The sequence below is a fragment of the Bacillus sp. FSL K6-3459 genome (assembly GCF_038003305.1).
Taxonomy (GTDB): domain Bacteria; phylum Bacillota; class Bacilli; order Bacillales; family Bacillaceae; genus Bacillus; species Bacillus pumilus_O.
This window is the reverse complement of the sequence record NZ_JBBOOW010000001.1, coordinates 2,794,037-2,811,002: the sequence shown is the minus strand read 5'-3', so window position 1 is coordinate 2,811,002 and position 16,966 is coordinate 2,794,037. Positions and strand designations below refer to the sequence as shown.

The window sequence follows — 16,966 nt, the reverse complement described above, 5'->3', positions numbered from 1 at the left end:
ATACCGATGAAAGATAGTCAAGCTGTAGAAGAGATGATTCAACTTATTAAGGCATGGGACCCTTTTCAATATGGGGAGGACTTTTATGAAACGGAGCCTGCTGACGTCATCAGTGCATTATACGACGCAGAAGACTCTTTATCTTTAGCAAAAGACATTCAAGCCATTTATCATCACTCATTTGAGCAGCTCCTGCCATTCGAGAGCTGTCAACATATAGCGAATCAGCTTTTCTTCATACGAGACAGCAGCTCCTGCACACGCTAAGACAGGCTGAAATGTCCGATTTGATCAGACACAAAGACCGGATTTTCCTCAGGAACGAGGTGCCCGGTTTTTTTTAATGCATGTAAGGTTGAGTTAGGCAGGTCCTTGTGCAGCCTTTCTCCTATTTGGATGGGAACAATTCGATCTTCCTCACCCCAAATGAGTAACACAGGTGTCTCCATTTTCTTGAGGACATCCGAGGTCAAATCCCCTTCCCGGTGACGAATCAAGCGGAAAATTCCTCGGAAAATTTGATCATCAGAAAAAGGCCTTAAATATCCGTCCACCATCTCTTGATCAATGATGGAATGATCATGCACAACAGCCGTTAAATTCTTCATGATGCCTTGCTTCAAGAGCTTTCTTTTAAGATAGAGATAAAAATAAGGAATATATGTGCTGTAAACAAGTGATCTCTTTGATTTATTTAAATATCCTGAGCTGCACAAAAGGACTGCCTTTTCAAATAGGTCTGGCCGTTCAGATGCGGCGTATAAAGCAATTTGACCGCCCATCGAATGGCCCACAAGGATCGCATGCTGAATCTGTAAGTGACCAGCTAGCTCGATAATGATCTTTGCCATGTTGCGATAGCTGTAAATAAACGTATTCGATTTCTCGGACTGTCCAAATGGCGGCAGATCGATCGCGATTAAATTGAAGTCTTGTTTCAGAAGCGGGATGAGCTTTCGATAGCTGAAGGTAGAAGAGAAAAGACCATGAATTAAGATCAATGTTTTCTTCCCCTCATTTGGATAGTGCTCGTAATAGATGTCTAAACCGAATTTACTTTTCATATAAGCTGGCTGAACGATGTCCACACTCATCACTCCGATACTTGATACTCTCTCTGTTAGGTGACTGTATTGTACCCTAAAAAGTGGATTTTAAGCTATGGTTAGCATCTTTTCCCTGCTTAGCATAATGGGAAAAACGTGCTATAATGTTCAGAAGATTTTTTAAAACTAGCTTTTTACAATCTGAGGTGTGAAATCAAATGAAACTAACAGAAAAAGAAACTGAAATATTAGAGATTTTAGATGAAAACAGTCGTGCCGATTTGAATACCATTGCAAAAATGGCAGGCGTGACAACAGAAGAAGCAGAAGCGATTATTCAAAAACTTGAAGATCAAAAAGTCATTATTGATTATTCAACCATGATTGACTGGCGTAAAGTAGATGGCCACGAAGGCGTCACAGCAATGATTGATGTCAAAGTGACACCAAAAAGAGGCGTTGGATTTGATGAAATTGCTGAACGTATTTATCGCTTTCAGGAAGTGGAGTCTGTCTATCTCATGTCAGGTGTTTACGATCTATCTGTTGTGATCCGCGGAAGATCTATGTCTGATATTGCCCGTTTTGTGTCTGAAAAATTATCGACACTTGATTCCGTTGTTTCAACAACTACCCACTTTATTTTGAAAAGATATAAACATGATGGGAAAGTGTTTGAAACAGGAGACGATGACAAAAGAATCGTGGTGTCACCTTAAATGAAAAAGTCTTATCTATCTGAAACGGTACAAAGCATTCAGCCGTCAGGTATTCGGAAATTCTTTGATTTGGCAGCCACAATGGAAGGGGTCATTTCCCTTGGTGTCGGCGAGCCAGATTTCGTGACAGCTTGGAATGTCAGAGAAGCCAGTATTATGTCATTAGAACAAGGACTTACCTCTTATACGGCGAACGCAGGCTTGTTATCTTTGCGAAAAGAATTGAGCGACTATTTATATAAGCGGTTTCACATTGATTACAGTCCTGAAGAAGAACTGATTATCACAGTTGGCGGAAGCCAGGCACTTGATTTGGCGTTTCGTGCGATTTTAAACAGCGGGGATGAAGTGATCATTCCAGAGCCTTGTTTCGTAGCATATGGGGCCCTTACGACACTTGCAGGCGGAGTCCCTGTCTATTTAAGTACCTCGGCTGAAAAAGATTTCAAAGCAGACTCTGCGGATCTTCGCACGAAGCTGACGCCTAAGACAAAAGCGATCCTGCTTTGCTCACCATCAAATCCAACTGGCTCTGTTTATTCAAAGGAAGAGCTTGAAGATATTGCTCAATTTGCAAAAGAACATGATCTTCTCATTATCACAGATGAGATTTACGCAGAGCTGACGTACGATGAAGCTTTTACAAGCGTTGCGGCCATTCAGGATATGAAGGAAAGAACGATTCTCATTTCAGGCTTTTCAAAAGGGTTTGCTATGACAGGCTGGCGCTTAGGATATGTGGCAGCACCACCTGTACTGCGCGATGCCATGCTGAAAATACACCAATATTCTATGATGTGTGCGCCTGCTATGGCACAATATGCAGCAGAAGAAGCGTTAAAAAATGGGCTTGAAGATGTAGAAAAAATGAAGAAAAGCTACAGAAGGCGGCGGAATTTGTTTGTCGGCTCTTTGAATGAACTGGGGCTCGCATGTCACCAGCCAAACGGCGCATTTTACGCTTTCCCGTCCATTAAAAGCACGGGCATGACATCAGAACAATTTGCTGAGGAATTGCTCCTAAGTGAAAAAGTAGCCGTTGTCCCTGGTAATGTCTTCGGACCGAGTGGTGAAGGTCATATTCGTTGTTCCTATGCTTCGTCTCTTGACCATCTTCAGGAATCACTTTCAAGAATCCAGCGCTTTTTGCAAGAACGACAAGTGAAAGAAGAAGCACCTGCCATTATGAAATAAAAAAAGGCATCAATCCATTCGGACTCATGCCTCTCAAATTAGGGGGGAATACTAGAAAGCATTCTTGTTTTCAGGTATTCCCCCTTTTGAACTGATCTAAACCCAATTAAAAAATATTTTGCGTAAAAGACCGTTCTATGATATAGTTTTTAATTGCGTATAAACGAATATTAAAACATTTATTTAGGAGTTGTTATCATGGCGACAAAGTTTGAAGTAGGCAGTGTTTACACTGGTAAAGTAACAGGATTACAAGCGTATGGTGCGTTTGTTGCATTAGATGAAGAAACTCAAGGACTTGTGCATATTTCTGAAGTAACACATGGCTTTGTAAAAGACATCAACGAGCACCTTTCAATTGGTGACGAAGTACAAGTAAAAGTTCTTTCTGTTGATGAAAATGCAGGTAAAATCAGCCTTTCTATCCGTGCGACACAAGATGCACCAGAAAGAAAAGAAAGCAAGCCAAAGAAACAAAGACCACAGCAAGTGAAAGAAGAAGCTGCTGCACCACAAGGTTTCAATACACTTAAAGATAAACTTGAAGAGTGGATTGAGCAATCTAACCGTAAAGATCTGATCAAGAAATAAAAAAAGCACCGCGTCAAACGGTGCCTTAGGCTGCCTCGTATAGGCGGCCTTTTTTTTATGTCTTTTTGTTTAGCGAACCTCTGGATTCGGCTCGTCACGGCGAACAGCTTCTTCGCTTGGCTTGAACAACAGACCAAGGTTAATAAGACCTGCAATTCCAACAAGACCATAAATAATACGTGATAATGCAGAGCCTTGTCCGCCAAAGATCGCTGCTACTAAGTCAAATTGAAAAAAGCCGATTAGTCCCCAGTTAATAGCACCGATAATCGTGAGCACGAGGGCAATACGCTGAATAGCACTCATCGTGATTCCTCCTTTCGCTACAGCATCAATACATTTATATTTTGCAGATTTTTAGCCAAACTATGCGTAAGAAAATGGATTAAAGCAAATTACTTTACTTTTGGAATGATTGAGGCGCATAATGTAGCGCGAGGAGGAGATCAAATGGATCGATTTACTTATTGGAACCCAACGAAATTAATGTTTGGAAAGGGAGAAGTTTCAGCCCTTTCAGATGAACTTAAACACTACGGAAAAAACGTATTACTTGTATATGGTGGAGGCAGTATTAAACGAAACGGCCTTTATGACCAAGTTGTCAGCATCCTAAAAGAATCAGGAGCTACAATCACTGAACTTGCTGGTGTTGAGCCAAACCCGCGCTTAACAACAGTAAGAAAAGGCGTTGAGCTTTGCAAAGAGAACAACGTTGACTTTATTTTGGCAGTTGGTGGCGGTAGTGTGATTGATGCTACGAAAGCAATCGCAGCCGGAGCGAAGTATGATGGAGATGCTTGGGATATCGTGACGCGTAAGCATGTCCCAATGCAAGCCATTCCGTTCGGTACGGTGTTAACACTTGCTGCAACAGGTTCTGAAATGAACTCTGGGTCTGTGATCACAAACTGGGAAACAAATGAGAAATATGGCTGGGGAAGTCCAGCAGTTTTCCCTAAATTCTCTATTCTTGATCCAGTGAACACATTCACAGTGCCAAAAAACCATACGATTTATGGCATGGTGGACATGATGTCTCACGTGTTCGAACAATATTTCCATCACACAGAAAATACACCTTACCAAGACCGTATGTGTGAAGGACTTCTTCGTACGGTCATCGAAACAGCACCGAAGCTGATTGGCGATCTAGAGAACTATGAGCTACGTGAAACGATCTTATTCACTGGAACCATTGCGCTCAATGGTATGCTGTCAATGGGAGCACGTGGTGACTGGGCATCTCACAACATCGAGCATGCGGTATCTGCTGTTTATGATATCCCTCATGCAGGCGGACTTGCGATCCTGTTCCCGAACTGGATGAAGCATGTCATTCAGGAAAACCCAGGCCGCTTTAAACAATTAGCGGTACGCGTATTCGATGTGGACCCTGCAGGCAAAACAGACGAAGAAGTGGGCTTAGAAGGAATCGACAAATTGTCGGCTTTCTGGACAAGTCTTGGCGCACCGAACCGTTTAGCTGACTATGATATCAACGATGAAAAAATTGATTTAATCGCAGATCGTGCAATGGCACGAGGTGAATTTGGTCAATTTAAAAAGCTAAACAAAGAAGACGTTCTAGCTATTTTGAATGCTTCTTTATAATTTAAACAATGAAAAGATAATTGCTTTCGAGCAGTTATCTTTTTTGAGTTCGACGTGTACATATGTTAAAGTAGTCTTTCATGTTTTTGGATCTATACGCTGTAAGGAGATGTATCAACAGATGGAAAACTTTATTTACTATAATCCAACGAAATTAATGTTTGGAAAAGGACAACTAGAAGGACTCAAAAGCGAACTCGCTCGTTATGGAAAACGAGTGTTACTTGTATATGGTGGCGGCAGCATTAAGAAAAATGGTCTATATGATAATGTGATTCGCGCATTAAATGAAGCAGAAGCTGAAGTATTTGAACTGTCAGGTGTTGAACCAAATCCGCGCCTCACTACGGTGAAAAAAGGAATCGACATCTGCCAAAATGAAAATATTGATTTCTTATTAGCTGTTGGCGGTGGCAGTGTGATTGACTGTACAAAAGCGATTGCAGCCGGTGCAGAATACGATGGAGATGTGTGGGACATTATCTCAAAGAAAACAACCGCTCAAAAGGCATTGCCGTTTGGCACAGTGCTGACACTTGCTGCAACTGGTTCAGAAATGAATCCAGACTCTGTCATCACAAACTGGGAAACAAATGAAAAATATGTGTGGGGCAGTTCCGTCACTCATCCTGCTTTTTCAATTTTAGACCCTGAGCACACGTATTCAGTGCCAGAAAACCAGACGGTGTACGGCATGGTCGATATGATGAGCCACGTTTTCGAGCAATACTTCCATAATGTCAAAAACACGCCTTTACAGGATCGGATGTGTTTTGCTGTTCTTCAAACAGTCATTGAGACAGCACCAAAACTGCTGGAAGACTTACAAAACTATGAGCACCGTGAAACGATCCTTTACGCAGGAACGATTGCTTTAAATGGCACGCTGCAAATGGGTTACTTTGGCGACTGGGCTTCCCATACGATTGAGCATGCAGTATCGGCTGTCTATGACATTCCGCATGCAGGCGGACTTGCGATTCTCTTCCCAAACTGGATGCGTCATACACTTGATCACAATGTGGAACGCTTTAAACATCTTATGCTGAACATGTTTGACATCGAGACAGAAGGAAAATCTGATCGTGATATCGCATTAGAAGGAATCGACAAGCTATCAGCCTTCTGGACAAGCCTCGGTGCACCAAGCCGTCTAGCGGATTATGACATTGGGGAAGATCAGCTGGACAAAATTGCCGACATTGCGGCGAAAGAAATGGAATATGGTGGTTTTGGTAACTTTATGAAACTTGGCCGTGATGACATTCTTTCTATTTTGAAAGCTTCTTTATAATCCTTTGTGCCGTTTCTCTCTATGAGAAACGGCTTTTTGCTATGGGAGTGACGATCACTTGATTTCAATAGCCAGTTCCGCTAAAGTGAAAGGGACAGAACTAACGTAATGGAGGGCTTACAAGCGATGACACATATTCAATTTGACTACTCAAAAGCGTTACCTTTCTTTCAAGAGCATGAGCTTACATATTTAAAAGATTTTGTGAAGGTGGCCCATCATAATATTCATGAACAAACGGGTACAGGCAGTGATTATTTAGGTTGGGTTGACTTACCGAAGCAATATGATCGCGAAGAATTTGCCCGCATTAAAAAAAGTGCAGATAAAATTAAATCAGACTCTGATGTCTTGCTTGTTGTTGGAATCGGCGGTTCTTATCTCGGCGCACGTGCGGCAATTGAATTTTTGAACCACTCTTTCTATAACACGCTGCCAAAAGGCAAACGCAAGACGCCGCAAATCATCTTTATTGGAAACAACATCAGTTCTTCTTATTTAACAGATGTGATGGATCTATTGGAAGATGCCGATTTCTCTATTAACGTCATTTCAAAATCTGGTACAACAACAGAGCCTGCGATTGCGTTCCGCATCTTTAAAAAGCTCCTCATTGAAAAATATGGTGCCGAAGAAGCGAAAAAACGTATTTATGCAACAACTGACAAAGCACGCGGTGCATTGAAAACATTAGCAACAGAAGAAGGCTACGAATCATTTATCATCCCTGATGATGTAGGTGGACGTTATTCAGTCTTAACAGCAGTAGGCCTATTACCAATCGCTGTGAGCGGTGCAGACATTGATCAGATGATGGAAGGTGCGGCAAAAGCAAGCGAAGACTTTGCTTCATCTGAGCTTTCTGAGAATGCGGCATACCAATATGCTGTTGTTCGTAATGTCCTTTACAATAAAGGCAGAACGATTGAAATGCTGATTAACTATGAGCCAGGATTGCAATATTTTGCTGAATGGTGGAAACAATTATTCGGTGAAAGTGAAGGGAAAGATGAAAAGGGAATCTACCCTTCCTCTGCGAACTTCTCAACAGATCTTCATTCACTTGGTCAATATGTCCAAGAAGGAAGAAGAGACTTGTTTGAAACAATCGTGAATGTAGACAAGCCCCGTCATGAACTTGTCATTGAAGCAGAAGAACAAGACCTTGATGGCTTGAACTACCTAGCAGGAAAAACGGTTGATTTCGTTAATAAAAAAGCATTTGAAGGAACGATGCTTGCTCATACAGATGGAAAAGTACCGAATTTGATCGTCACAATTCCTGAAATGGATGCTTATACCTTCGGATATCTCGTTTACTTCTTTGAGAAAGCATGCGCGATGTCTGGATATTTACTAGGCGTCAATCCATTTGACCAACCTGGCGTAGAAGCTTATAAAGTGAATATGTTTGCTTTATTGGGAAAACCAGGCTTCGAAGAGAAAAAAGCCGAGCTTGAAAGCCGTCTGAAACAATCGTAAGAATAATTGAGGCACACCTTATTAAAAGGTGTGCCTTTTTTATTTTCTCACGGTTCCTGTGCAAGCCTCCTCACGCTCTGTACATAGAATAATGAGTAGAGGAGGGTGAAACATGAGAACGAATCATATTTACATTCACGATATTTCTGGTCAGGCAATCGTCAACTTTGGTAATGTCGGGCGAATTTGTCCTATGAGTGCTACGAAGGAAACAGCAGGTTCCGGCAGTGCGAACGAGACAAATCAATCATCCAATCAAAGCTTATTTGATGCCAATTTTTCAAACAATGTACAAATCACGAGAGGTAGATGTATGAATTCCTCTCTTTAACGAAACCTATTAGACAAAAAGGAGGGTTTCGTATGATTCATGTACCATCCAGGCTGCCTGGTGAAAGTTTTTCACTTTACCATTTAGAAGAGATGATGAAGCCGCTCGGTTATGTCATTAATGGTAACTGGGATTATGATCACGGGTATTTTGATTATAAAATTGATAATCGTGACGGCTATACTTTTCTTAGAGTTCCTTTTACAGCAGAAAAGGGCCAGCTAGATCAGCCAGGCGTTGTGGTGAAATTGGGAGATCCATTTCTCTTAAAGCATGTATATCAAGATAAGTTAGATGATCATGCGATGGTTGGAAATGTTGGCGCATCCTTTAACCAATTCCAAGAACCAAAAGAGAAAGATGGAGATGTATCAAAAGCTTATACTGAGATTGGCTTTTCACTCGTCAAGGAATTAGAAGACGCACTGCTTTAAAGGCTGATCAGTTCATCCTCAGGATGCAGCTCATAATCAAAGGGAGGATTCATCATGGGTCCTTCTTTTTTTTGTATACCGACAACGATCACATGATGCTCTAAAAAGTGATGGAGCGCTGTTAAGAATGTTTCTCCGGCTAATGAAGCTGGAACTGGTATGATGGTGACTTGTTTATGCAATGTCATATGACGTTTTTTCTGTAACGCTTTGAACTGTTCCTTTAAAAGAAAATGCTCGACCATTAAATGATTGACTGCATCAGAGGTATGAATGACTTGATTGGCGCCAGCACGCTCGGCATTTTTCACGTAACGATCTGTTAAGATTTCAATTAAACAGTAGAGTGAAGGGTTTAATCCTTTTGCTGCAAGTAATGTTAAAACACTCTGCATATCAGCTGTCACTTCATTCTCATGCTGATCTGCGGTAATCATCAGCGCATCTGCACCTGAAATATTGGCTTTGCGCAGTGTGCCATCTTCGGTGCCATGTCCTTTAATAAAATGAACATTCTCTAGAAGAGGCCCTTCCTTCAAGGAGTCATCAATCAGGACAATCGGCATAGCTTGGTCAATCATTTGAAATGACTGAAGCATTTTGTTCGTTTTCTCATTCCAGCCGACGATAATGAGATGTCCTTTCCCCTTAAAGGCGACCTTTCCTTCTACGTAATGGTGCTGTTTGCTGAACACAGCGGCGGCAAGTGTAGCGAAATAAGCTGTGACAAAGCTTGCACCGATAAATATTAAAGCCATACCCGCGACTTGTCCGGGCATGGTTTGCGGCACAAAATCACCATAGCCCACTGTAGAAACTGTAATGACTGCCCACCAGATTCCATCAAAGATTGTATGATACTGCTTCGGTTCGAGAAAAACGATTAATTGTCCAAAAAAAAGAAGTAAGAAACAAATGATGACGGCAATTCGAAGATAAAGTGGCCACCTTAGCCAAGCGATAAAGATTCGGTTTGATTTCATTGGACTCTTCCTTTCAGGAGACTGCTAATGTCAGTATGCCCGATTGAGGAACATTTTTTCATCTTCGTCATGTAGTTCCCATATCTTAAAATAAGAGAGAAGAAGGAGGGAATGCGAATGTCGTTTGTTCAAAAGACCGTACTTCTTTTTATCGGTGCTCATTTTTTATCATCAGCTGTGATCTTACTTGTGTTTGACTTAAATGCGGTGAATCATTTTATGAATGATTTTTCTTGGCTGCACTTTTTTCAAAAGTTATACGGAACGGTCACCTTTTATACAGCATGCTTAGGTGTATTCTTCTTTTTCATTGGCGTGGTGATCCCCCTTAAAAAGACCTAGTGCTTTTTTCTGTACACGTTACATAAAAGTCATTAAAATTGTAAATAAATATATAAAATAAAAAGGAAGCTGATGAGCATGCTGTTTTTTTATTTTTTAACTTTTGCCGCATTGGGATTATCATTTTGGGCACAATTTAAAGTAAAGAATAATTTTGAAAAGTATTCAAAGGTTGAAGCATCCAGTATGAAAACAGGTGCGGAAACCGCTCGACATATTTTAGATCGCAACGGGTTATACGACGTGCCTGTTGAACCGGTAAGAGGAACTTTGACTGATCATTACGACCCGACGCAGCGTGTGGTTCGCTTATCTGAACCTGTGTACTACGGCCATTCCATTTCGGCCATTTCAGTCGCATCACACGAAGTTGGACATGCCTTGCAGCATCAGGAATCCTATGGTGCGCTTGTCTTGAGACATAAGATCTTTCCTGTCGTGAACTTTGCATCTGGTGTTGCCCCGCTTCTTTTCCTTGGTGGAATTTTACTTGGCAGCCTTAACTTAATCGGGCTTGGAATCATTTTGTTCTCAGCGGCTGTGTTCTTTCAGCTTGTGACATTGCCTGTCGAGTTTAATGCAAGTTCTCGTGCGAAAGATATCATTGTTTCAGAAGGAATCATTAGAAGCAGTGAAGAAAGAGGCGTGAACAAGGTGTTAAATGCTGCAGCTCTTACGTACGTCGCAGCAGCCCTTGTCTCCTTGTTTGAATTGCTCCGTTTTGTAATGATCTTCCTAAATGGCCGTAATGATTAATTGATGCCAGAGGAGGTGAGCCCTTACCGTTGTTAGGTAAGGGTTTTTTTGTATATTTTAAACGTATTTTTAGTCATATTACTCATTGCTGCGACAGCATTTTTTGTTGTCACTGAATTTGCGATTGTGAAAATTAGAGGCTCTAAAATCAATCAGTTGATTGAAAGCGGTGATAAGAGAGCCATTCACGTACAAAAGCTCATATCAAATCTCGACGAATATTTATCCGCCTGTCAACTCGGTATTACGATCACGGCTTTAGGCTTAGGGTGGCTGGGCGAGCCGACGGTCGAGCATTTTCTGCATCCGCTGTTTGAGAAACTGGGGCTTCATTCCGCATTAACTGACATCCTATCATTTATCATCGCATTTGTGATCATTACATTTTTACATGTCGTTGTGGGAGAACTAGCGCCTAAAACGATTGCCATTCAAAAGGCAGAGGCGGTCAGTCTTGTGACAGCAAAGCCACTCATCTTTTTCTATAGAGTCATGTACCCGTTCATTAAAGCATTAAATGGGGCGGCACGAGGCATTGTGAAATTATTCGGTTTTCATTCTGTCAAAGAACATGAAGTGGCGATCAGTGAGGAGGAATTGCGCCTTATTTTATCTGAAAGCTATGAAAAGGGCGAGATTAACCAATCTGAGTACAAGTATGTGAATAAAATATTTGAATTTGATAACCGAGTGGCGAGAGAGATTATGATCCCTCGTACAGAAATTTCAGCGATAGAGATTGAACAGACACTCGATGATGTGACGCATTATATGCTAAACGAAAGATACACACGTTACCCCGTCATAAAAGAAGATAAAGATCATGTGATTGGTGTCATCAATAGCAAAGATGTGTTTAAGGCGAGTTTCCTCAATCAAGATGTGACGATTGAAGACTTAATGCGTCCAGTCATTCGGGTGATTGAAAGTACACCTGTTCAAGAATTGCTCATTTTGATGCAAAAGGAACGAATTCATATGTCAGTGCTCGTAGACGAATATGGAGGAACAGCCGGGCTTGTCACAGTAGAGGACATATTAGAGGAAATCGTGGGCGAAATTCGTGACGAATACGATCAGGATGAAACACCTCATATCGTCAAAAAAGGTGACTTCCACTATGTTATGGATGGAAAAGCCTTGATTGATGAAGTAAATGATTTATTGGATTTAGCGATAGATCATGATGATGTTGATACAATTGCTGGCTGGATGATGACACATAAATTTGATATTGAAATTGGCGATACGATTGAAGCAGAAGGCTGTGAATTTACCATCATAGATGCGGAAGACCATCATATTCGGACCATTGAAATCAAAAAGGTCCACTTTTCCTAAAAACCTCGTAACTCTTGACGGGGTTTTTTTACTTGGTAAACTTTAGGTAAGATAATGCCTTCTACCGATCAACAGTGATTGATTTCACATAAAAAGGGTATGGTTTGATAGAAATGAAAAAAGGAGCCGCTCAAATGAAAAAAATCAATATTCAAACAAATGGACGTGATGAGATGATCGACGTGACCAGCGAGGTCCATCAATATGTCAAGGAAACAGGTATTCAAAACGGAAGTGTCATCGTCTACTGTCCGCATACGACAGCAGGTATAACCATTAATGAAAATGCGGACCCAGATGTGAAACGAGATATGCTTCGGAGGCTTGACGAAGTCTTTCCGTGGGAACATCCGAAGGACCGCCATATGGAAGGGAATACAGCCGCCCATATGAAAGCGAGCTATATGGGTGCCTCGCAACATGTTCTCATTCATCATGGTGATCTTGTCCTTGGCACATGGCAGGGAATTTATTTCTGTGAATTTGACGGGCCGAGACATCGCCACTTTTATATACAGGTGTCATCAAACGAGTAAGAGATGGGGGAAATAAATGGGGGATATGACGAAATTACTGCAAATCAAATATGGGATCATCCAAGCACCAATGGCAGGAGGAGCCGTGACACCGGAGCTGGCAGCCGCTGTTTCGCAATGCGGAGGACTTGGCAGTTTGGCAAGTGGATATGTGCAGCCTGACCATTTGAGGCAGCAGATCAAACAGGTCAAACAGCTGACCACTCGCCAGTTCCAGGTTAATGTATTTGTACCAGAGCCAATTTCTGAAGTCAAAAAAGAGGATGTGGCATTTTGGGAGAAGAGACTGCCAGCAAGACCAGTAGCTGATAGACTGCTGAGCGAAGAGGAATTGTGGCATGATTTTGAACTGAAAATCAACATTCTTTTGGAAGAAGACGTACCGATTGTTTCCTTTACCTTCTCTTGTCCAAATGAACAAACGATACATCGTTTAAAACAAAAGGGGATCTTTTTAATCGGAACCGCCACAACAAAAGAGGAAGCACTGCTTTTAGAGGAAAAAGGGATGGATGCCATTGTTCTGCAAGGAAGTGAAGCAGGGGGGCACCGAGGGACCTTTTTACCTGCAAAAGGAGATGCTCTTGTGGGATTATTTAGCCTGATCTCTGACGTCAAGCCGCTCTGTCATGTGCCATTGATCGCCGCAGGCGGAATCACAGATCGAGTAGGCGTAGAAGCCGCCCTAGCACTTGGAGCGGATGCGGTGCAAATCGGTACACGCTTTTTAGCCAGTCAGGAAAGTGCTGCGGCAGACGTATATAAAAAGGCAATTTTACAGGCAGAAAGCAGTGAAACAAAGATCACGAGGCTTTTTTCAGGGAAAAGAGCAAGAGGTATTGTGAATGAGTGGATGGAGGAAGAAAGACAAAATGAAGATAGGGTTCTTCCTTATCCGGTTCAGCATGTATGGACGACACCGATGCGAAAAGCAGCCGCTGCGGCGGGAAACCCTGATCAAATGGCCCTTTGGGCAGGACAGGGCGTTGGCCGTATTCACTCGATTTTAACCGTTGAGGAGATCATGCATGGACTGACGCACATATAAAATCAGGTGGTGTGAAAGGATGGACATTTTAAAACATTCATACCGAAAAAAAGGACAAATTGAATTTTGGTTTGATGAATTTCCGCACTCTCCTGCCGTCCTTACGCCCATTCGTCATTACTATTTTGTTCGTTATGTAAAATGGAGCCGGCACGATCCGCCGGTCACAAGAAAAGATTTAGAAAAAATGGAGATCCTTGCGAACACGATGCTTGGCACACTGCAAGATTATCGTAATCGCAAGGCATACAAAAGCCCCTTGTCATAATCATTAGACAAGAGGCTTTTTTTAGCTGCCAAACATTTGCCTGAGATAAATCACATCCATCCGAGTAGTCTGCGGCAATAGATATGCAGATTGAACAGCACCTGGACGCCTTCTCTTATTCAATTTATCGATAATTTCTGCCGCTGTTAAAATCCCAAGTCCATGTCCGTAATATTGATCTTCTCCTAAGTAAATCACATTTTCCCCGCGCCACTGTGACTGCTGATAGCTAAACTCTGGATTCTCGAAATATAAGCAATCCCCATAGATAAAATCATTCCCGCGCTCTGTATAAATCGACAATGTATCATAATGCCAGTCATACAGGGTTAAACTGCGAAGCCTTCGGTTAAACTTCTCGTCTCCTACCGTTTGCAAGACGCCCATATAAAAGACGATGACAATGGCGGTGGCACATTCAAATGCATATTGTGAGCCATTTTCAAAAATGTCTTTAATGCCCCTAGATGGTTCGACTTGATAGCGCAGCTCTAGTGCTCCTGCTTCAGATACGCGCCAAAAGGCGTCATTAGCACGAGACCTTTGAAAAATGGCAAATGAGGCACCACTTTTATTCAAATCTCTTGCAGCATTCATAATGTTTGATCTCAATGTGACTTCAAATAACAAATCAGATGCTTGCCTGTAGCGGAATGTATCATTTGAGGCTTGTAACTGCATCAGAATGATCCGCTTTTGTCCTTCTAGCTGAAATGAAGCGAGTTGCTCATTTGTCACTGGCTGTCCTGAAAGGATAATCATATAAAAAGCGCCCCCTTTTGTATTAGCGTATGCAGGGTGCTTGGGCAAGGAATCAATTTGTGGAAATAAACAAAAAGGCATCCTTTTTATTTGAAAAACATGAAAATAATATGAACCTGTCCGATATATAACATATCGTTTAAAAGGAGGAAAAACATGAAAAATGCACTAAAATGGTTGAAAAAACCATCGATTTCTAAGAGACTGATTATTTCATTCACTCTCGTTCTTGTCTTGCCAATTATTACACTCAGTACGATTTCATATCAGATTGCCAAAGAAGAATTAGATCATGAAATTATGTATGGAGCAAATGCAAGAGTCAATGAACTGAATGACATGATCCAGCAAAAGCTTGTGAATAAGGAAAATGCAGTCAAACTGTTTACTGAAACATCTTCTGCTGCAGACTTTAAGAAAAACAATCAGGATGAACTGTATGAGCATTTCGAGATATACAGTAAAATCAATGATGAAGATGTGGTTGGGTTTTATGCAGCGAGTAAAAAGCGTGATTTCATTCAGTTTCCTAAAGTAGACATGCCAAAAGGCTATGATCCAACAACGCGCGATTGGTATCAACTAGCTATGCAGGATGACAGTGGTAAGCCAGTCGTTACCAATCCGTACATCTCTGCTACAACAAACGGCATGGTTGTCACGATTGCCCAGCGTCTGAAGGATGGATCGGGAGCGATCGGAATTGACATTGATGTGCAAGACATTGTCGATAAAATCAAAGACATTAAAATTGGACGAGAAGGATATCCAATTATTGCAAATAGAAACAAGCAAATTGTAGCTCATCCAGAAGAAAAATCAGGATCTAAGGTCACTGAAAATATTTCATCTATCCTTTACAGCGGAAAAGAAGGAACGTCAACTTATGAGAATAAAGGAGAACAAAAACGTCTCGTTTTTGTGACAAATGATTTAACAGGTTGGAAAATTGCTGGAACGATGTTTGTATCAGAAACAGAAGAAGCAGCACAGCCAGTTTGGAATTCTGCCATTATTCTTTTAATTTCTTCTTTTATCCTTGGCGGTATTGCGATCTTCTTTATCGTTCGCTCCATCACAATTGGACTTCGAAAACTTGTTGATTTCTCAGAAAAGGTGAGTGAAGGTGATTTAACCGAAACCCTTGAAACGAAATCGAAGGATGAAATTGGAGATCTCACAAGAAGCTTTAGCAAAATGAGTGAATCCCTTCGTGACGTCATTCGAGCAGTACAGCAATCTGTCGACAATGTGGCTTCCGCTTCCGAGGAGCTGACGGCAAGTGCCAGCCAAACAAGTCAAGCAACCGAGCATATCACAATGTCGATTGAACAATTTTCAAATGGAAATGAAGCACAAAACGAGAAAGTCGAATCTAGTACGAATCAGCTTGTGGCAATGAATGAAGGATTACAAGGCATGTCACAAACGTCATCAGAAGTGGCTTCTGTCTCACTTCAATCGACAGAGGCAGCTGGTCAAGGCGGCCGAATTGTTGAAAGCACAGCGAGCCAAATGAAACATATTGATACATCTGTACAAGAAGCAGAACAAGTGATGAAGCAATTAGAATATAAGTCTAAAGATATTACGAGCATTTTAAATGTCATTAACGGCATTGCAGATCAAACGAATCTTCTTGCGTTAAATGCAGCCATCGAAGCAGCAAGAGCAGGCGAATCAGGACGCGGCTTCTCTGTCGTGGCAGAAGAAGTGAGAAAACTAGCTGTTCAATCGGCAGACTCAGCGAAAGAAATAGAAAAGCTCATTCAAGAAATTGTGTTAGAAATTGCTAAATCTCAAGATATGTTCAAAACGGTCAATCGAGAAGTACATGCAGGTCTCGGAATGACAGAGGAAGCAAAAGAAAGCTTCCAGAACATTTATGAGGCGGCAGAAGGAATGTCGAAAAAACTGACGCAATTAAACGATACAGCCATTGATCTATCGAGCGGTTCGAAGTTAGTTTCACAAGCTATGCAGGAGATGCGCCAAGTCTCTAGAGAAAGTGCAGCAAACATTCAGGATATTGCGGCTTCTGCTGAAGAGCAATTGGCTTCTATGGAAGAAATTTCATCTTCTTCAGTGACACTTGCTAACATGGCAGAGGAACTAAAAGAGCTCACAAGTCAATTCAAAATTGATTAAAAAACGATGAAAAAATACCCAGAATTGTCTGGGTATTTTTTTTATTTTTAAACAGCATGTCTAGCCTGTAAAATTAA

General features: G+C 41.5%; 20 protein-coding genes and 1 pseudogene. 17 read left to right on the top strand and 4 right to left on the bottom strand.

The features are described from left to right. Positions 1-6 precede the first annotated feature (6 nt). Positions 7-267, top strand: a complete 261-nt coding sequence (locus tag MHI35_RS14400) for a YugE family protein (protein WP_211064052.1) — start codon at positions 7-9, stop codon at positions 265-267. On the opposite strand, the gene MHI35_RS14395 is transcribed toward MHI35_RS14400, so the two are convergent. Next, entirely contained in the window at positions 264-1,088 is an 825-nt protein-coding gene (locus tag MHI35_RS14395) for an alpha/beta fold hydrolase (RefSeq protein WP_211064053.1), read from the bottom strand. The two genes, MHI35_RS14400 and MHI35_RS14395, sit on opposite strands and share 4 nt — an antisense overlap. A 176-nt stretch (positions 1,089-1,264) precedes the next feature. On the opposite strand from MHI35_RS14395, the gene MHI35_RS14390 reads away from it, so the two are divergent. The 3 genes from MHI35_RS14390 to yugI all read left to right on the top strand — a co-directional run bounded on the left by MHI35_RS14390 (position 1,265) and on the right by yugI (position 3,550). Further along, positions 1,265-1,765, top strand: a complete 501-nt coding sequence (locus tag MHI35_RS14390; RefSeq protein ID WP_003213765.1) for an Lrp/AsnC family transcriptional regulator — start codon at positions 1,265-1,267, stop codon at positions 1,763-1,765. Then, positions 1,766-2,959 carry an aminotransferase gene (locus MHI35_RS14385; protein WP_284553782.1) on the top strand — a complete coding sequence of 398 codons (1,194 nt, stop codon included), beginning with the start codon at positions 1,766-1,768 and terminating at the stop codon, positions 2,957-2,959. Between the two features lie 198 nt (positions 2,960-3,157). Continuing rightward, complete coding sequence (gene yugI, locus MHI35_RS14380; protein ID WP_007500519.1) at positions 3,158-3,550, top strand: S1 domain-containing post-transcriptional regulator GSP13; 393 nt, start codon at positions 3,158-3,160, stop codon at positions 3,548-3,550. 69 nt (positions 3,551-3,619) lie between these two features. Here the strand turns inward: yugI and MHI35_RS14375 are convergent, their stop codons facing one another. Then, entirely contained in the window at positions 3,620-3,856 is a 237-nt protein-coding gene (locus MHI35_RS14375) for a DUF378 domain-containing protein (protein ID WP_211064055.1), read from the bottom strand. A 144-nt stretch (positions 3,857-4,000) separates the two neighbouring features. Between MHI35_RS14375 and MHI35_RS14370 the strand changes: the two genes are divergently transcribed. The 5 genes from MHI35_RS14370 (at position 4,001) to MHI35_RS14350 (ending at position 8,705) form a co-directional block, all read left to right on the top strand. Next, positions 4,001-5,164 carry an iron-containing alcohol dehydrogenase gene (locus MHI35_RS14370; protein ID WP_335349070.1) on the top strand — a complete coding sequence of 388 codons (1,164 nt, stop codon included), beginning with the start codon at positions 4,001-4,003 and terminating at the stop codon, positions 5,162-5,164. A 121-nt stretch (positions 5,165-5,285) separates the two neighbouring features. Then, positions 5,286-6,458: an iron-containing alcohol dehydrogenase gene (locus MHI35_RS14365; protein WP_211064056.1), complete on the top strand. Its 1,173-nt coding sequence runs from the start codon at positions 5,286-5,288 to the stop codon at positions 6,456-6,458. A 126-nt stretch (positions 6,459-6,584) separates the two neighbouring features. Beyond that, the gene (locus MHI35_RS14360) at positions 6,585-7,940 is read left to right on the top strand and encodes a glucose-6-phosphate isomerase (RefSeq protein ID WP_012011080.1); all 1,356 of its coding nucleotides are present in this window, start codon (positions 6,585-6,587) and stop codon (positions 7,938-7,940) included. A 112-nt stretch (positions 7,941-8,052) separates the two neighbouring features. Next, positions 8,053-8,271 (top strand): spore germination protein, encoded by a 219-nt coding sequence (locus MHI35_RS14355; RefSeq protein ID WP_335349069.1) that lies wholly within the window; start codon positions 8,053-8,055, stop codon positions 8,269-8,271. A gap of 32 nt (positions 8,272-8,303) precedes the next feature. Beyond that, on the top strand, positions 8,304-8,705 hold the full coding sequence (locus tag MHI35_RS14350; protein ID WP_335349068.1) for a YugN-like family protein: 402 nt from the start codon (positions 8,304-8,306) through the stop codon (positions 8,703-8,705). Here MHI35_RS14350 and MHI35_RS14345 read toward each other — a convergent pair. After that, positions 8,702-9,688: a potassium channel family protein gene (locus MHI35_RS14345; RefSeq protein ID WP_335349067.1), complete on the bottom strand. Its 987-nt coding sequence runs from the start codon at positions 9,686-9,688 to the stop codon at positions 8,702-8,704. The genes MHI35_RS14350 and MHI35_RS14345 overlap by 4 nt on opposite strands. A gap of 117 nt (positions 9,689-9,805) precedes the next feature. On the opposite strand from MHI35_RS14345, the gene MHI35_RS14340 reads away from it, so the two are divergent. The 6 genes from MHI35_RS14340 (at position 9,806) to MHI35_RS14315 (ending at position 13,979) form a co-directional block, all read left to right on the top strand. After that, positions 9,806-10,030, top strand: coding sequence for a hypothetical protein (locus tag MHI35_RS14340; protein WP_335349066.1), 225 nt, complete (start codon positions 9,806-9,808; stop codon positions 10,028-10,030). Between the two features lie 81 nt (positions 10,031-10,111). Further along, positions 10,112-10,786, top strand: a complete 675-nt coding sequence (locus MHI35_RS14335) for a zinc metallopeptidase (protein ID WP_041816317.1) — start codon at positions 10,112-10,114, stop codon at positions 10,784-10,786. 48 nt (positions 10,787-10,834) lie between these two features. Beyond that, positions 10,835-12,127 carry a hemolysin family protein gene (locus MHI35_RS14330; RefSeq protein WP_335349065.1) on the top strand — a complete coding sequence of 431 codons (1,293 nt, stop codon included), beginning with the start codon at positions 10,835-10,837 and terminating at the stop codon, positions 12,125-12,127. A 134-nt stretch (positions 12,128-12,261) separates the two neighbouring features. Beyond that, positions 12,262-12,663, top strand: a complete 402-nt coding sequence (locus tag MHI35_RS14325; RefSeq protein ID WP_335349064.1) for a secondary thiamine-phosphate synthase enzyme YjbQ — start codon at positions 12,262-12,264, stop codon at positions 12,661-12,663. 16 nt (positions 12,664-12,679) lie between these two features. Continuing rightward, positions 12,680-13,711, top strand: a complete 1,032-nt coding sequence (locus MHI35_RS14320) for a nitronate monooxygenase (RefSeq protein ID WP_335349063.1) — start codon at positions 12,680-12,682, stop codon at positions 13,709-13,711. Between the two features lie 19 nt (positions 13,712-13,730). Then, positions 13,731-13,979 carry a hypothetical protein gene (locus MHI35_RS14315; protein WP_151020213.1) on the top strand — a complete coding sequence of 83 codons (249 nt, stop codon included), beginning with the start codon at positions 13,731-13,733 and terminating at the stop codon, positions 13,977-13,979. 21 nt (positions 13,980-14,000) lie between these two features. Here MHI35_RS14315 and MHI35_RS14310 read toward each other — a convergent pair whose 3' ends face one another. Continuing rightward, positions 14,001-14,741 (bottom strand): protein-glutamine gamma-glutamyltransferase, encoded by a 741-nt coding sequence (locus MHI35_RS14310; protein WP_012011070.1) that lies wholly within the window; start codon positions 14,739-14,741, stop codon positions 14,001-14,003. 156 nt (positions 14,742-14,897) lie between these two features. Here MHI35_RS14310 and MHI35_RS18935 point away from each other — a divergent pair. After that, a pseudogene (locus tag MHI35_RS18935) lies at positions 14,898-15,947 on the top strand (cache domain-containing protein); the annotation flags it as partial. After that, positions 15,939-16,889 carry a methyl-accepting chemotaxis protein gene (locus MHI35_RS18930; RefSeq protein ID WP_417892662.1) on the top strand — a complete coding sequence of 317 codons (951 nt, stop codon included), beginning with the start codon at positions 15,939-15,941 and terminating at the stop codon, positions 16,887-16,889. The pseudogene MHI35_RS18935 and the gene MHI35_RS18930, both read left to right, overlap by 9 nt. Positions 16,890-16,966: the final 77 nt, after the last annotated feature.

Bases quoted from the DNA above. Each gene is read 5' to 3' on its own strand.
- MHI35_RS14365 (WP_211064056.1), top strand. From the start codon at position 5,286: ATGGAAAACTTTATTTACTATAATCCAACGAAATTAATGTTTGGAAAA.
- MHI35_RS14315 (WP_151020213.1), top strand. From the start codon at position 13,731: ATGGACATTTTAAAACATTCATACCGAAAAAAAGGACAAATTGAATTT.
- MHI35_RS14355 (WP_335349069.1), top strand. From the start codon at position 8,053: ATGAGAACGAATCATATTTACATTCACGATATTTCTGGTCAGGCAATC.
- MHI35_RS14340 (WP_335349066.1), top strand. From the start codon at position 9,806: ATGTCGTTTGTTCAAAAGACCGTACTTCTTTTTATCGGTGCTCATTTT.
- MHI35_RS18930 (WP_417892662.1), top strand. From the start codon at position 15,939: ATGAGTGAATCCCTTCGTGACGTCATTCGAGCAGTACAGCAATCTGTC.
- MHI35_RS14400 (WP_211064052.1), top strand. From the start codon at position 7: ATGAAAGATAGTCAAGCTGTAGAAGAGATGATTCAACTTATTAAGGCA.
- MHI35_RS14320 (WP_335349063.1), top strand. From the start codon at position 12,680: ATGGGGGATATGACGAAATTACTGCAAATCAAATATGGGATCATCCAA.
- MHI35_RS14390 (WP_003213765.1), top strand. From the start codon at position 1,265: ATGAAACTAACAGAAAAAGAAACTGAAATATTAGAGATTTTAGATGAA.
- MHI35_RS14370 (WP_335349070.1), top strand. From the start codon at position 4,001: ATGGATCGATTTACTTATTGGAACCCAACGAAATTAATGTTTGGAAAG.
- MHI35_RS14350 (WP_335349068.1), top strand. From the start codon at position 8,304: ATGATTCATGTACCATCCAGGCTGCCTGGTGAAAGTTTTTCACTTTAC.
- yugI (WP_007500519.1), top strand. From the start codon at position 3,158: ATGGCGACAAAGTTTGAAGTAGGCAGTGTTTACACTGGTAAAGTAACA.
- MHI35_RS14345 (WP_335349067.1), bottom strand. From the start codon at position 9,688: ATGAAATCAAACCGAATCTTTATCGCTTGGCTAAGGTGGCCACTTTAT.
- MHI35_RS14310 (WP_012011070.1), bottom strand. From the start codon at position 14,741: ATGATTATCCTTTCAGGACAGCCAGTGACAAATGAGCAACTCGCTTCA.
- MHI35_RS14375 (WP_211064055.1), bottom strand. From the start codon at position 3,856: ATGAGTGCTATTCAGCGTATTGCCCTCGTGCTCACGATTATCGGTGCT.
- MHI35_RS14360 (WP_012011080.1), top strand. From the start codon at position 6,585: ATGACACATATTCAATTTGACTACTCAAAAGCGTTACCTTTCTTTCAA.
- MHI35_RS14385 (WP_284553782.1), top strand. From the start codon at position 1,766: ATGAAAAAGTCTTATCTATCTGAAACGGTACAAAGCATTCAGCCGTCA.
- MHI35_RS14325 (WP_335349064.1), top strand. From the start codon at position 12,262: ATGAAAAAAATCAATATTCAAACAAATGGACGTGATGAGATGATCGAC.